Raw genomic sequence first — 14,108 nt, forward strand, 5'->3', positions numbered from 1 at the left:
GGCCGAGTGCCTGCCGCCGCATTGGGGCTAGACCGCGACGACGCCGTCGTGGTCGCTGTAGACGATCTCGCCCGGGTTGAACGTCACGCCACCGAAGCTGACCGGAACGTTCTTCTCCCCCGATCCGGTCTGCGTGCTCTTGCGTGGATTCGTGCCCAGCGCCTTGACGCCGATGTCGAGGGTGCGCAGGATTGCCGAGTCGCGCACCGCGCCGTTGACGATGACGCCGGCCCAACCGTTGGTGACGCCCCGGCCCGCGATGATGTCGCCGACGAGCGCCGTGTGCACGCTGGCATCGCCGTCGACCACAAGAACGCCACCGTTGCCGGGTTCGCTCAGGGTCTGCTTGACCAGCAGGTTGTCCTGGAAGCAGCGGATGGTGGTGATGGGGCCCGCGAATTCGGTGTGCTTGCCGTACTGGATGAACTGGGTGTCGCAGCTGCGGATGTCGGGACCGATCTCATCGGCCAGATCAGCTGTTGCCTTGAATTCCACAGGTGAAGTCATGCGGCACAGACTATCGCCCGAGCATCAACCGCGGCCGTGACGGCGTTCGTAGTCGTCTCGAGTGCGGTCGGCGCGGCTCTGCGCCTTGGCGTTGATCAACTGCGGATCGAGGCCGTGAATCAACAAGCGATGCCGCCGATAGACATTCATCAGTGCGATCGCGAAGTAGACCAGCGGAATGAACAGCAAGGCCATCATCGCCAGCGACATCCACAGCGGTCCCGGGATCAGCAGGAACAACAACAGCAGCGGGATGACGGGCACCGTGAATCGAGCGATGTAGCGAACCTGCGCTCCGTTGCCCACCAGATCCTCGCGAACCCAATCCTGCATGGACTCGGGCAGCGTGCGACCGAACGAATACCCCAGAAATTGCAGCGGGCTCGGCGTCGTACGTTCGGTGGTCATCGCGCAATGCTAGTCCGGGTTTCGTTGGTAGATCTCACCGTTGACTGCGGTTTATCTCATATGTGACGATAACGTCAGTTGAGTCGGTGGCATCGAAAAGAGGACTTCCACTGTGATCGATCGCAGAACCCTGCTGGGCACCCTCAGTGCCGCGACGATCTCCGGGGTTGCCCTCTCGACATTGACCTACGCCACTGCATCGGCATCCCCCAGTCCCGCCGCGGCCGGAGTGGTCGATGTCCATTCGCACATGGTTCCCGACTTCTACCTGCGAGAGGCCCTCGCGTCGGGCATCGTATTTCCCGACGGCATGCCGAAGTGGCCGTCCTGGTCGGTCGGTGAGCACCTGCAGATGATGGACGGCTGCGGCATCGACAGCGCGATCCTGTCCGTCTCGTCACCCGGAGTGCACTTCGGGAACGACGGGAAGGCCGCTGACCTCGCCCGACGCGTCAACGATTTCGGGGCCGGAGTGGTCGCCAACCAGCCCCGGCTCGGGTTCTTCGCGTCGCTGCCACTCCCGAACGTCGTCGACTCGACGGTCGAGGCCATCCGTGCCCTCGATCAGCTGGGGGCCGACGGCGTGACGGTGATGTCGAACGCCGGCGGGATGTACCTGGGCAACGCCGTGCTGACACCGCTGCTCGCCGCGCTCGACGCGCGATCGGCGGTGGTGTTCGTGCATCCCACGTCGCCGCCGAATTCGGGCGCAGTATCGCTCGGGCGTCCGGCACCGATGATCGAATTCCTCTTCGACACAGCACGAACCGTCGTCGACCTGATTCTGCTGGGGGTGGTCGATCGATTCCCGAACATCCGCTGGGTGTTCACTCACGGCGGTGGCGTTCTACCACTGCTGGCCGACCGGGTCGATTTCTTCCGAACCCAGGTGGGTCTGGGGACCCCGACCACGCCGGATGTGTTGCAGCGCTTGTGGTTCGACCTCGCTGGAACTCCTGTCCCGCGGCAGCTGCCCGCACTGCTGTCCACTGTCGGCCCCGATCGTCTGGTGTACGGCAGCGACTACTGCTTCACGCCGATCGCCGCGGTGCAGGAGCAACTGCGAGCACTCGACGCCGGTGCCGCGAACGGCGGACTCGAGAACTGGCGCGCGAGAACATCCGGCAACGTCCGCCGACTACTCGATCGCTGATCCGAAAGAGGTGGACACTGCCCGATGAAAGCGCAAGCACTGCAACCGATCTCCGAGCACTGGGACTGGCAGATCGATGCCGCCTGCCGCTCGATGCCGGTCTCGATGTTCTACCCGCCGTTGGGATTGCGGGGATACTCGTTGAGAAGCCTCGAGCGACAGGCGAAGCTCGTGTGCGATCGATGCCCCGTGATCGCGCGCTGCCTTCAACACGCACTCGACTCGGACGAAAAGTACGGAGTCTGGGGCGGATCGACCGCACGCGAGCGGTCCGCGATGGTTCGCGTCACCCCTGACGAGCGGCGTTCGCGACAATGACATCGCGAAGGTACTGCGCCAATCCGTCGGCAATATCGTTGTAGTGCTTGGCGAACCGCTCGTCGGCGATGTACATCTCCGCCAGGTTCACCTGCATCTCGTAGCCGCAGTCGTAGTACCGCTCGATCGATGCCCGGTGACGCTCGGCCAGTTCCCCGGCCTCGGTGGAATCCGGTGACACACCCCGCTGCATCGCGGCAGCGAGATCCGTTTCCAGTAGATCCGTCTCCTCTTTGACGGCCTTCCAATCGTCCTTGGTGAACGACGCCGTCCGCTGCTGCGACTGCTTCCACTCGTCGGTCTCGCCCCAGCGTTGCTCGGCTTCCTCGGCGTACTCCTCGCCGGGCCAGTTGTCGCCGAAAATCTCGCGCTGTTCCTCGGGGGTCAGTTGCATACCCATCTTCTTCGCCTCCATCATCTTGTCCACGGCCGCAGCCATTGCGTGCAAGTGATCGATCCGCTCGTTCAGTAGGTCGCGCTGTCGGCGTAGATGCGCCATGGCATCGACCGACGGGTCGTCGAGCAACGCCGCGATGGCGTCGAGCGGAAATCCGAGTTCGCGGTAGGTCAGAACCTGGTGCAGCCGTTCGACATCGGCGGACGAGTACGTCCGATAGCCCTTCGGCGTTCTGCCCGACGGCACCACCAGCGCGATCTCGTCGTAGTGATGCAGCGTTCTGACACTGACACCCACCAACTTCGAGACTGCCCCGACCTGCATGCCTGCCGAATCGTTCGCGGAAGAATCACTCACGAAAGACACTGTGCCGCCTCCCGTGACGTGAGGGTCAAGCGCTTACCAGCCTCCATGGTCGTTCCGCAGGCTCCCCTCCTAACGAATCACGCGCTCGCACCCGGAGGTGGATTCTCCGGCGAGCCGCTGCCCGAGCCAGTCGTACGCACCGGGACGGCCGTTGGTCTGCGCCAGTGAATGATCCCCGGGAATCTCTTCGAGGCGAACCGATGCTCCGGCTGCACACCACTGGTCCTGCACCGCCTCGGCACCCTCCTTGGGAATGAGGAAGTCCTGCAGGCCCTGGTAGATGTAGATCGGTGCGTCCGGCTTGGTCTGGCCCATCCGGTTCTCTTCGACGACGGCCTTGGTGATCGGGTGGTCGAAGACATCGGGCACGCTGGAGAGGTTGCGCTGGTCCAGGAGCAACAGTCCCGAATACGACAACACATCGACGCACTGATCCTTCTGCGCCAAAGCCAATCGCTTTCCGTTGTCGTTGGCGAGCTCCCGCATCTCCGGGTACTCCCTGGACAACCCGATCGTCGCCGCAGTGAACAGACCCGATCCGATCTGGCCGTTCAGCGAGCTCTGCAGAATCTTGTAGTCGGTCGGCGGGCCACCGAACGCGACGCCGGCAATGTTCAACTCCGGCGCGTACTCCGGAGCCAACTGCGCGGCCCAACCCGAGGCAATGGCACCGCCGGAGTAGCCGGTGATACCGATCGGAGCGTCCGCAGCCACCCCTGCACTCTGCGATGCGCGCAAGCCGTCGAGCACGGTGTGGCCGGATACGAGACCGGCCGAATATGCCTGCCGAGGACCCTGATAATCGGTGACGACCACGGTGTAGCCGCGGCCGAGCAGAATCCGAACCTGATCGATTTCCTTGTTGTTACCCCGCGGCAGGGTGTACGACGGCGCGCACTGATTACCGAGCGAGTCCGTTGCCTCGTTGTACGCGACGACGGGACGATCCCCGGCTCCGGTCCACGGCGCGGTGGGTGTCAGGACGGTCGTCGCCGCTGCAATGGGTCGGTTCTTGGAGTCGGTCGAGCGGAAGAGCAACTGAACGGACGACGCCTCGGGCGTCACCGCGACATCTCGACGGTTCAGCACCGTGCCCGGCTGCAGATTCTCGTACCCGGCCGGGGGATCGAACCACGGATCACCCAGGGAGGTGGGCAGGTACGCGGCGGGGTCTGAAGGGGGAGCGACGAAGTCCTGAAGAGGATCGGCGTGAGCCGGCCCCGCCAACGACAGCATCAATGCTGCGGCTCCGGCCAGAACGAGTGCCTTGCGCATGTATTTCCCACCCTGTAGCTCCGTACGCCCCGACGTCCGGTAGACCACGGACCATCGTGCCATACGGTGGGGCAATTTCGGGTCTGTGAACTGAGCCAGCAAGCAGGTAGGTTGTCTGTTACTCCGAACACTACTCACCAGTAGGGACCCGTCCATGCCAGCACCGTCAGCTGCGACCTTCACCCGGCTCGCCGATCTCATCGCCATCCCCGACGCCGAATCGCGGCCGACGAAGACCATCACCGAGGTGTTCACCGGCAAGGAGCTGGCGACCATCCCGGTCGGCACCGCTGCCGATGCAACGGCTGCCATCGCGCGCGTTCGCGCAGCTCAGGTGGCCTGGGCCAAGCGCCCCGTGTCCGAGCGCGCCGAGATCTTCCACCGCTACCGCGACCTGGTGCTCGCCCACCGCGACGAGTTGATGGACATGGCGCAGGCCGAGACCGGCAAGTCCCGTGCCGCCGCCCTCGAAGAAGTTCTCGACATCTCGATGACCGCGCGGCACTACGCGCGCACCGCCGCGAAGCTGCTGGCTCCGAAGAAGGTCACCGGCATGCTGCCCGTGCTGACCAAGACTCGGGTCCGGTACCAGCCGAAGGGCGTCGTCGGAATCATCTCCCCGTGGAACTACCCGATGACCCTCGCAGTGTCCGACGCCATCCCGGCGCTGCTGGCAGGCAACGGCGTCGTGCTCAAGCCCGACAGCCAGACGCCGTACTGCGCGCTCGCCTGCGTCGAACTGCTCTACAAGGCCGGCCTGCCCCGTGACTTGTTCGCCGTGGTTCCCGGCCCGGGTTCGGTGGTGGGAACCGCCATCGTCGAGAACACCGAGTACGTCATGTTCACCGGCTCCACCGCCACCGGCCAGCTCCTGGCCGAGCAGGCCGGGCGTCGACTCATCGGCTTCTCGGCCGAGCTCGGTGGCAAGAACGCGATGATCGTGGCCAAGGGTGCCAACCTCCGGGAAGTGTCCGACGCGGCCGTGCGGGCCTGCTTCTCCAACTCCGGTCAGCTCTGCATCTCCATCGAACGTATCTACGTCGAGAAGTCGATCGCGGCGGAGTTCACCGAGAAGTTCGGTCAGCGGGTACGCAACATGACCCTCGGAGCCGATTACGAATTCGGCATCGAGATGGGCAGCCTCATTTCCGAGGACCAGATCAAGACCGTCTCGGCCCACGTCGACGACGCCAAGGTCAAGGGCGCGACCGTCGTCGCAGGCGGCAATGCGCGCCCCGACATCGGCCCGCTGTTCTACGAGCCGACGCTGTTGACGAACGTCACCGAGGACATGGAATGCGCGGCAACGGAGACCTTCGGGCCGCTGGTGTCGATCTACCCCGTCGCCGACGTCGACGAGGCCATCGAGAAGGCCAACGACACCGAGTACGGACTCAACGCCAGTGTGTGGGCCAAGACCAAGGCGCAGGGCGAAGCCATTGCGGCGCGGCTGCATTCGGGCACCGTGAACGTCGACGAGGGCTACGCACCGACGTGGGGCACCACCGGCGCTCCGATGGGAGGCATGGGTGTGTCCGGTGTCGGACGCAGGCACGGTACCGAGGGCCTGCTCAAGTACACCGAATCGCAGACCATCGCGACGACGCGTCTGCTCAATCTCGGTGGGCCGCGCGGACTTCCGCCGAAGCTGTGGGCGAAGATCATGCCGCCCTTCGTCAAGGCGCTCAAGTACATTCCGGGTCGGTAGACCGGCCCCGCAGCGTCGACGACGGGGGAGGTTCTACGTAGCTCGTAGGGCCGAGATGCTCAGTGACCTGGTGTAGATCGAGTCGGTTCCGACTCGATCGAACATCGGCCACGACTGCAGATCGATTCCCTCGTCGTCGAGTGCTGTAGTGGGGATGTCCCACACGACGTTCCCGGTCCTGACGTCGATTCCGCGCAGCACTTCCGGTCCGAACAGTGTGGCGACGTCACCGTCGAGCGCGCCGACCTCCGCGAAAGCTCCTGATTCGCGGCTCCACAGTGCGTCCCCGGTGTCGAGGTCGAGTGCGGATTCGGTGGCCGTGTCGTTGTTGCGCAGTAGCGCGACCGAACCCGTGACGGCGTATGCCAGCCCGGTTCTGGACAGGAATGCTGCGGCGGGGCCGGTGATGTCCGGCGGAACAGCCCAGACCAGACTCTCGTCGGACCACACGGGATCGGGATTCGACGGCCGGTAGCCGCCCGTCCCGAGCAGCAACGGGCTCTCCTCGGAGGGTGCGTCGAACGTCGGCTGCTGCAGAGTGACGGAATCCGTTGCAGCGAGCACGGTTCCGTCGGTGTCGACGATCTCCGAACCCACGATCGTATTGGGATCCGAGCAGTCGGTCCGCACCACCCGCACTGCGCCGTCCTTCGAGGCGGTTCCCGACCGCGCGCAGTCGGGAACCGTTCTGGACCACAGGTTGTCGCCGGTGTCGAGGTCGAAGGCGAACACTCCTCGACCGTCGTCGAACAGCCCGATTCCGTGCTCGGTGTGCAGTGTGGAAGCGAACTGCGCGTCGGCCGGGGACGTGGAGTCGAACTGCACCGACCAGTCCGCGTCGAGGGCGTCCGCAGTACCGCGAGACACCGTCGGCCTGGCACCCTCGCGCACTGCCCGGGAGGCGTAGACGTGCCCGTCTGCGGTGGTCAGACTCGTGACCGGAAAGGCTGCGTCCCGAACGCTCGATTCCCCGGAATCGGCGTCGACAGTGAAGATTTCGGATGTCGTGCCGGTGGTGCCGCGGTAGCAGACGACCTGCCCGTCGACGAATTCCTCACCGCAGCCCACGAGATCGTCCGCGGGGGTACGCCATCGCACCGCACCATCGGCGATGTCCAACCCCACCAGGGTGGCGTCGACGAACTCTCTGCCGTCCAGACGGCCGACGAGCGTGACGACCGTCGTGCCGTCGGAGATGGAACCGGATTCCATCGAATCGGTGTCGCTGCCCTGGGCGGGATCGCGAAATTGACCGCCTTCGATACCCACATCCGCCGGAGTGAGCGTCCATCCGAGAGCGGGAGCAGGTCCTGTTGCACCGTCGACGGGGGTGCCGGCCGTCGACGCTCGCTGCTCGGGTGCGCACGACGCGCAGGCAAACGCTGCTACCAGGACCGCGGCGGCGGAGACCTGGAGACGACGTGTCATGAAAGATCCTCCCGCATGTGCAGAACCGAAAGAAGGTGGTCGGTCCGTTCTTCGAGCATAGAGAACGAAAAATCCCCGCACCCCCGGTGGGGGTGCGGGGAACTTTCGTGATGCTCGACCTAGTTGACGCTGTGTCCGTTCAGTCCGGCGTGTGCGTAGTGATTGCGACTGTCGGGAATGTGGTTGTCTCCCAACACCCGAGCAATCTGCTGCTCACTGAGTCCGAGGCGACGAAGCCGCTCGCAGACTGCATCGAAATCGAGCATCCTCGCGTCGAGTTCCTGCTGCAGTGCGATCACTTCGGCGCGGATGGTCTCGGCCTCGTCCAATGCGGCCAACGTGTCCTTCGGCTCGGGCAGCAGCAGGGCGAGCAGTCGATCTCGGGCGTCGGTGCTCAGACCCTCGAAGGGGCGCTGCCCCGGCTGAGCCTCGTGCCTGCCCTCGACGCGGTTGCTGTCGAAACGACGATCGGTGTCGTGCTCGGCGGAGACGTAATCCTGAGTGGCACCGAACGAGGGAATCTCGGCGAGCTGATCCTGCGGCTCGTCCTTCGGTCCCTGCGCAGGGGTCGACGCGATGTCGATCGTCTGGCGCAGTGGGCGATTCGGAATGAAGACGACTGCGATCAGCGTGACGATCGCGACGAAACCGGCGATCATGAAGATGCGACCGGTCGCGTCACCGTATGCGGTGCGGACGACTTCGAGGACCGGAGCAGGCAGTGAGGTGAGATCGAGCGATCCACCGCCGCCCGACGAGCTGTCGACGCCGAGCTGGGCCAGGCCGGCTGCGGACTTGTCGGCCACCCGAGTTGCCAGCAGCGAACCGAGAACCGACACGCCGATCGCGCCGCCGAAGGTGCGGAAGAACGCAACCGTCGACGATGCCGCACCGACGTTCTGCACACTGACCGTGTTCTGCACTGCGAGAACGAGATTCTGCATCAGCATGCCGGTACCGAGGCCGACGACGGTGATGAAGATGCCGACCGTCACCAGGCTGGTGGCGTGGTCGATGGTGCCCAGGAGCAGGAATCCGACGACCAGCAGGACGGAACCGGTGACGATGAACGGCTTCCACTTTCCGAACTTGGTGATGAGCTGGCCCGAACCGACGGAGGCGACGAGCATGCCGAACACCAGTGGGATGGAGAGCAATCCGGCTTCGGTGGGGGTGTAGCCGCGAGCGGTCTGGAAGTACTGGCCGAGGAAGGTGGTGGCTCCGAAGAGGCCGACACCGACGGCAATGGAGGCGATGATGGCCAGGCCGGTGGTGCGCTCGGTGACGATCTTGAGCGGGATGATCGGCGACTTGTGCCGTGCCTCGACGATGATCGTCAGGATCAGCAGCAGAACTCCGCCGCCCACCAGGTAGGCAGTCTCACGGGAGATCCAGGCGTAGTAGTCGGCCTTGCCTGCGAACGACACCCACACCAGCAGAACGGAAACGCCTGCGGTGAGCAGGAGTGCGCCGAGCCAGTCGATGGAGACGTTGTCCTTGCGGACGGTCTTGATGTGCAGCGTCTTCTGCAGCAGGCCGAGGGCGATGACAGCCAACGGGACGCAGACGAAGAAGCACCAGCGCCACCCGAGGGGGCTGTCGACGATGACGCCGCCAAGGATGGGGCCACCGGACATCGATACGGCCATGACGGCACCGGTGTAACCGGAGTAGCGGCCACGATCACGCGGGGAGACGATGGTTCCGATGATGGCGATGACGAGAGCCGTCAGACCACCCATGCCGATGCCCTGCACCACGCGTGCGGCCAGCAGGACCGGCACGTTGTGGGCGAAGCCGGCGATCAGCGAGCCCGCGACGAAGATGACGATCGCGCTCTGGACCAGCACCTTCTTGTTGAACAGGTCGGCCAGCTTGCCCCAGATGGGCGTGGACGCGGCATTGGCCAGCAGGGCAGTGGTGATCACCCAGGCGTACGCGGTCTGCGAGCCTTTGAGATCACCGATGATGGTGGGCAGCGCCGTCGAGACGATCGTGGTGCTCAGCAGCGCGGTGAAGAGCGCGGCCAGCAGGCCGGTGAGGGCTTCGAGGATCTGGCGATGCGACATCGCGTCGGGATCGACGACTGCCTGATTGGGCGGAGTTTCCGCAGATGTTGTCATGTCTTATCTCGCAATCGATTCAATGCGGACCACGTCCTGGTGCTGGGCGTGGGCGTCTTCGGTGAAGCTGTCGTTCAGTTTGCGGATCGAGTCGAGTGCATCGAGTGCCTCGGACTCGCTCCAGCCGCTCAGCATCTCTGCCAGGCGACGTGCGCGTCTGTCCCAAATTTGTTTCAGTCGAACCTGGCCGACGTCCGACACACAGACCCGAGACGCACGTTTGTCGTCGGGATCCGGATGACGATCGATGTAGCCGAGGTCGACGAGGTCTGCGATCTGCCGGCTGAGGGCGGACTGGCTGACGCAGAGTCTGCTGGCCAGGTCGGTCTGTCTGCATTCGCCCTCGGTCGCCAGGATGGCCAGTACTCCGGTCAGCGCCTGCGGCAGGGGTGAATCCTCGACTCCGGTGGTCACGGCCCGCTTCAGCGTGCGGCCGAAGAGAAAAACCTCTTCGACCAACGACTCCGCTGTCGTGGATTGAACTGCCATGAGTGCTCCAACGATGAGTTCCATTTACTTGCTGTCTGCAACCATATATATACATACATGCGCTAAGCAAACATTATTCCTGTCTGGTGGGTCACAGGGTTGGAGCCGATCCACGGCCGAGGGTGGCTAGCGCGGGTAGAAGAACGACCGCCGAACCGTCAACGCGACGGTATCGCCCACCTGCGGGCGCGGTCCGCGCACCGAGCATCGGAAGTCCACATCGCCGGAACGAACCAGAACATCGCTGGCATCACGTCCGAACAGCGAGGAGGTCACGGTGCCCAGGATCTTTTCGTCACTGACCCCGCCGTCGGGCACGATCTCGATGTCGGTCGGCAGGATTGCGAGCGTCCCGGTTCCGGAGCCCTCCGCCGCGAGGGTGAGGGAGCCGGAGGTGAAGGTGCTGTGCGCGACGGTGCCGTCCACGAGGGTGGCGTCGGACAGGAAGCGGGCGACGAACGCCGATGCCGGGGCGCGCACCACGTCCTCGGGCGTACCGATCTGTGCGACGGCACCCTGATCGAGGACGACCACCCGGTCGGCGAGGGCAAGGGCCTCGGTGCGGTCGTGGGTCACGTGCAGGACGGTCAGGTTCGCGGCCCGCGTCAGCGCGCGCAGTTCGAGACGAAGGCGATCACGCAGGGGCTCGTCCAGCGCAGACAGTGCCTCGTCGAGCAGCAGCGCTCGCGGCGAAGAGGCGAGGGCGCGAGCGAGTGCGACGCGTTGTCGCTGGCCACCGGACAACGTCGACGGATCCCGCTTCTCGAGCCCGGGCAGCCCGACGAGTTCGAGCACGTCGGCGACCTTCTTCTCGCGTTCGGTCTTGGTGACCTTGGCCAGTTCGAGTGGGTAGGAGACATTCCGCCCGACGCTGCGGTGCGGCCACAGCGCGTGCTGCTGAAACACCATGCCGAGCCTGCGCGACTCGGGAGGCGTCGAAAGTTGCATGTTCGCAACCACATCGGGGCCGATGGCAATCGAACCGGCGGTCGGCGTCAGGAAGCCGGCGACGGTACGCAGTAGCGTGGTCTTGCCGGAGCCCGACGGTCCGACGAGCGCAACGAACTCGCCGTCTGCGATCTCCAGGTCGATGCCCTCCAAACCGATTGTGCCGTCGGGGTATCGGAGGCCGAGCTGCTCGATCGTGATGGCGGACATCGATTCCTTCTTCTCGGCGTCGGAGCTACGGGCGTCCGGCTCGAGTGGATGCGACGAGGCCGAGGCCTGCGAATCCCACGAGCGCGACGAGTAGGGACAGGGCGGAGGCGGCGTTGTAGTCGCCTGCTTGCTGCAGGTTGAAGATGGACACGCCGAGGGTCTGTGTGCCGGGCGAGACGAGGAGCACCGACATGGTCAGCTCGCGCACCGCAGTGAGGGCGACGAGTACCGAGCCGGTGATCGCAGCCGGTATCGCCATCTTCCACGGCACGTCCCACAGTGATCGAAGATGCGACGCGCCAGAGGATCTGGCGACTTCTTCGAGGGCTGTCGGAGTGGAACTCAACGGTGCGCGGACTGCTTGGACGACGATCGCGAGAAACGCCATCACGTAGGCGCACAGGATGACCCACTTCGTGTCGAACAGGCCGGTGTATCGGCCGATGATCAACCAGCCGACCGCGATGACGAGGCCGGGAATCGCCTGCGGCAGCATCGCTGCCAGATCCAGGCCGACGTTGTCGCGGGAGCGAGTGCGGGTGGTGAGCACGCCGATGGCCAGGCCGAGGAATCCGCACACCACAGCGGCCCCGAGGGCCAGGGTCACCGAGTTCTGGATGCCGACCAGCGTTCCCGGTGCGGTGACCGCGCTCTCGATGCTCTGCAGCGTGAGATTGGCCCAGGTGAGTGGTACGCCGGGAGCCGGCAGCAACGCCTGCGTGGCCAACGCCAGGATCGGCAACACCGTCAGAGCCAGCCCGATGAGCCAGAAAACGATTCCTGCGGGAATTCGACTGCGACCCAGCGGAAGTAGCTGCGGGGCAGTGACCGCGCCGTCCAGTTGAATCGATCGGCGGCCGAGAATGCGATCGATCGCTACTGCGACCACGGCGAGTGCGAGGAGTCCGATGCCGATGGTCGAGACCACCTCGAGGGGGCGATCGACGGTGCCCGACTGAATGTATCGGTACACCATGGTCGAGAGCGTGACGTAGCGCTCGGGCAATCCGACCAGAGCTGGTATGCCGAAGTCTGCAAGATTGGACACGGCCGTCAACGTCAGTGACGCCAGCAGAGCCGGACGCAGCAGCGGCAGCGTCACGTCGCGCATGGCTCGGAACGGAGATGCTCCGGCAATGCGGGCCGCCTGTTCCAGATCGCCCGGTACGCGTCGGAGCGCCGCCGAAATGATCAGGTACGCAAGCGGGTACGAGTGGACCGTGAGCAAGAAGATCACCCCGTCGCCGCCGTAGATGTTCCACAGCGGACCGCCGCCGAACGTCTCGTTCCAGAACGTGTTGATCATTCCGCTCGGGCCCAGCAGGCCTGTCCAGGCGATCGCGCCGACGAACGGCGGAATCAGCAAGGGGCTGAGCAGAATCAGGCGCAGCACCGACCGGCCCGGCAGATCGGTGCGATCGAGAACGAGGGCCATGACGGTCGCGACGGCCACCGCCGCGGCCGCGGACAGACCGGCCGACACGATGCTGTTGACCGCAGCCGACGCGATTCCGCCGTCGAGCAGCTCCTGGATGTGGTTGCCGCCCAGTCCGATCGAGACAACGGCGGCCAGCGGAGCGCCGATCAGGGCCAGTACGGCCAACCACAGGCCGGCGCGTACCCAGGTGACGCGGTCAGCCAAGAAGATCGTTGAACGTGGCGACGGCATCGGGCTGCGAGGCGGTGATCGTGTCGAGGTCCGGGTTGAGCAGTTCGATGTCGTCGAGCGCGGGCGCACCCTCGGGAGTTCCGACATCGGACCGGACCGGCAGGTACTGCTGCTCGACGGCGATCTCCTGACCGCGCTTGCTGACCAGGAAGTCCACGTACCTCTGGGCGGCCTCCTGGTTGGCCGAGTCCTTGAAGATTCCGGCGGGCTCGGAGATGTACGGGACACCGTCGGTGGGGTACGACGCAGCGATGGGCGAGCCCTTCTCGGCCAGCTCGCGCACCAGGTAGTCGACGACGATGCCGACGGGCTGGGTGCCGGCCGCGACGGCCTGAGCGACCGGGCCGTTGCTCTCGGCGACCACGGGCTCGTTGGCGACGAGGTCGGTGAGCCACGGAAGGCCGAGGTCGTCCTGACCGAGCCACACCGCGGTGTTGAACGCGGCCGCGCCGGACACATCGGGATTGGGCAGCGTGATCCGGCCCTTGTACTGGGGATCCGCCAGTTCTTTCCACGACGTCGGGGGCTGCGAGACGGCGCCGGTGTTGTACGCGATGACCGTCGGGATGATGCGGGTGCCGACGTAGTAACCGTCGGGATCGACGACGTTGGGATCGAGCGCGTCGACGTCGGCAGGGGTGTACTGCAGAAGGAGATCGTCGGCCTTGTACTTCTCGAACGTGGGGGCGTCCGCAGCGAGCAGAACGTCGGCACCGATGGAACCGGTCTGCCGCTCCGACGCGATGCGCGCGTTGAGATCGCCGGTGCCGGCGCGGAACACCTGTACGTCGATGCCGGGGTTCTCCGCCGTGAACTCGGCGTTGAGCGCGTCGATCTTGGCTTGCGGCTCCGAGGTGTACACCGTGAGGGTGCCGCTGGCCCCGTCGCCGTTTCCACCGGCCTCGGGAGCCGCAGGCTCGGAGCAGGACGCAAGGGTGAGGGCTGCGAGACCGAGGATTCCACCGGTGGCAACGCGACGAACAGTGTTCACTTGGTACATCTCCTGGAGGCATCGAGCACGGAAGTTGCTCATGCTTCCGACCCGAACCGACGCGCAGGCGTGTGTTGCGGGAACTGCACGTGTCGCCGGGGTGAACGACGCGATGGCT

13 protein-coding genes are annotated in these 14,108 nt (G+C 65.1%); 3 read left to right on the forward strand and 10 right to left on the reverse strand.

All coding sequences use genetic code 11. The features are described 5' to 3' along the window. Positions 1 to 27: 27 nt before the first annotated feature. Entirely contained in the window at positions 28 to 507 is a 480-nt protein-coding gene (gene rraA / locus CH251_RS19970; protein ID WP_094614703.1) for a ribonuclease E activity regulator RraA, read from the reverse strand. A gap of 24 nt (positions 508 to 531) precedes the next feature. After that, complete coding sequence (locus tag CH251_RS19975; RefSeq protein WP_094614704.1) at positions 532 to 915, reverse strand: DUF5313 family protein; 384 nt, start codon at positions 913 to 915, stop codon at positions 532 to 534. A 112-nt stretch (positions 916 to 1,027) separates the two neighbouring features. Here CH251_RS19975 and CH251_RS19980 point away from each other — a divergent pair, with 112 nt between their 5' ends. Both CH251_RS19980 and CH251_RS19985 read left to right on the forward strand, forming a co-directional pair. Beyond that, positions 1,028 to 2,068 carry an amidohydrolase family protein gene (locus CH251_RS19980; protein ID WP_256979193.1) on the forward strand — a complete coding sequence of 347 codons (1,041 nt, stop codon included), beginning with the start codon at positions 1,028 to 1,030 and terminating at the stop codon, positions 2,066 to 2,068. 24 nt (positions 2,069 to 2,092) lie between these two features. After that, positions 2,093 to 2,386 (forward strand): WhiB family transcriptional regulator, encoded by a 294-nt coding sequence (locus CH251_RS19985; protein WP_094614705.1) that lies wholly within the window; start codon positions 2,093 to 2,095, stop codon positions 2,384 to 2,386. Here CH251_RS19985 and CH251_RS19990 read toward each other — a convergent pair. Together CH251_RS19990 and CH251_RS19995 are read right to left on the reverse strand one after the other, a co-directional pair. Beyond that, positions 2,355 to 3,107, reverse strand: coding sequence for a MerR family transcriptional regulator (locus CH251_RS19990; RefSeq protein ID WP_094614706.1), 753 nt, complete (start codon positions 3,105 to 3,107; stop codon positions 2,355 to 2,357). The genes CH251_RS19985 and CH251_RS19990 overlap by 32 nt on opposite strands. A 111-nt stretch (positions 3,108 to 3,218) precedes the next feature. After that, complete coding sequence (locus CH251_RS19995) at positions 3,219 to 4,424, reverse strand: lipase family protein (RefSeq protein WP_256979194.1); 1,206 nt, start codon at positions 4,422 to 4,424, stop codon at positions 3,219 to 3,221. A 154-nt stretch (positions 4,425 to 4,578) separates the two neighbouring features. On the opposite strand from CH251_RS19995, the gene CH251_RS20000 reads away from it, so the two are divergent. Further along, positions 4,579 to 6,132 carry a succinic semialdehyde dehydrogenase gene (locus CH251_RS20000; protein ID WP_094614708.1) on the forward strand — a complete coding sequence of 518 codons (1,554 nt, stop codon included), beginning with the start codon at positions 4,579 to 4,581 and terminating at the stop codon, positions 6,130 to 6,132. A gap of 33 nt (positions 6,133 to 6,165) precedes the next feature. Here the strand turns inward: CH251_RS20000 and CH251_RS20005 are convergent, their stop codons facing one another. The 6 genes from CH251_RS20005 to CH251_RS20030 form a co-directional block, all read right to left on the reverse strand. Further along, positions 6,166 to 7,560, reverse strand: a complete 1,395-nt coding sequence (locus CH251_RS20005) for a PQQ-binding-like beta-propeller repeat protein (protein ID WP_094614709.1) — start codon at positions 7,558 to 7,560, stop codon at positions 6,166 to 6,168. Positions 7,561 to 7,679: 119 nt separating this feature from the next. After that, on the reverse strand, positions 7,680 to 9,683 hold the full coding sequence (locus tag CH251_RS20010) for an MDR family MFS transporter (protein ID WP_256979195.1): 2,004 nt from the start codon (positions 9,681 to 9,683) through the stop codon (positions 7,680 to 7,682). A gap of 3 nt (positions 9,684 to 9,686) precedes the next feature. After that, positions 9,687 to 10,172 (reverse strand): MarR family winged helix-turn-helix transcriptional regulator, encoded by a 486-nt coding sequence (locus CH251_RS20015; protein ID WP_094614710.1) that lies wholly within the window; start codon positions 10,170 to 10,172, stop codon positions 9,687 to 9,689. Positions 10,173 to 10,298: 126 nt separating this feature from the next. Continuing rightward, positions 10,299 to 11,330 (reverse strand): ABC transporter ATP-binding protein, encoded by a 1,032-nt coding sequence (locus tag CH251_RS20020; RefSeq protein ID WP_094614711.1) that lies wholly within the window; start codon positions 11,328 to 11,330, stop codon positions 10,299 to 10,301. Positions 11,331 to 11,355: 25 nt separating this feature from the next. Beyond that, complete coding sequence (locus CH251_RS20025; protein WP_373454973.1) at positions 11,356 to 12,972, reverse strand: ABC transporter permease; 1,617 nt, start codon at positions 12,970 to 12,972, stop codon at positions 11,356 to 11,358. Next, the gene (locus CH251_RS20030) at positions 12,965 to 13,999 is read right to left on the reverse strand and encodes an ABC transporter substrate-binding protein (protein ID WP_094614713.1); all 1,035 of its coding nucleotides are present in this window, start codon (positions 13,997 to 13,999) and stop codon (positions 12,965 to 12,967) included. The genes CH251_RS20025 and CH251_RS20030 overlap by 8 nt, the downstream gene beginning before the upstream one ends. Positions 14,000 to 14,108: the final 109 nt, after the last annotated feature.

The organism is Rhodococcus sp. 06-462-5 (genome assembly GCF_002258315.1).
In the GTDB taxonomy this organism is placed as follows: domain Bacteria; phylum Actinomycetota; class Actinomycetes; order Mycobacteriales; family Mycobacteriaceae; genus Rhodococcoides.

Bases quoted from the DNA above. Each gene is read 5' to 3' on its own strand.
- rraA (WP_094614703.1), bottom strand. From the start codon at position 507: ATGACTTCACCTGTGGAATTCAAGGCAACAGCTGATCTGGCCGATGAG.
- CH251_RS19975 (WP_094614704.1), bottom strand. From the start codon at position 915: ATGACCACCGAACGTACGACGCCGAGCCCGCTGCAATTTCTGGGGTAT.
- CH251_RS19985 (WP_094614705.1), top strand. From the start codon at position 2,093: ATGAAAGCGCAAGCACTGCAACCGATCTCCGAGCACTGGGACTGGCAG.
- CH251_RS19990 (WP_094614706.1), bottom strand. From the start codon at position 3,107: ATGCAGGTCGGGGCAGTCTCGAAGTTGGTGGGTGTCAGTGTCAGAACG.
- CH251_RS19995 (WP_256979194.1), bottom strand. From the start codon at position 4,424: ATGCGCAAGGCACTCGTTCTGGCCGGAGCCGCAGCATTGATGCTGTCG.
- CH251_RS20000 (WP_094614708.1), top strand. From the start codon at position 4,579: ATGCCAGCACCGTCAGCTGCGACCTTCACCCGGCTCGCCGATCTCATC.
- CH251_RS20005 (WP_094614709.1), bottom strand. From the start codon at position 7,560: ATGACACGTCGTCTCCAGGTCTCCGCCGCCGCGGTCCTGGTAGCAGCG.
- CH251_RS20010 (WP_256979195.1), bottom strand. From the start codon at position 9,683: ATGACAACATCTGCGGAAACTCCGCCCAATCAGGCAGTCGTCGATCCC.
- CH251_RS20015 (WP_094614710.1), bottom strand. From the start codon at position 10,172: ATGGCAGTTCAATCCACGACAGCGGAGTCGTTGGTCGAAGAGGTTTTT.
- CH251_RS20020 (WP_094614711.1), bottom strand. From the start codon at position 11,330: ATGTCCGCCATCACGATCGAGCAGCTCGGCCTCCGATACCCCGACGGC.
- CH251_RS20030 (WP_094614713.1), bottom strand. From the start codon at position 13,999: ATGTACCAAGTGAACACTGTTCGTCGCGTTGCCACCGGTGGAATCCTC.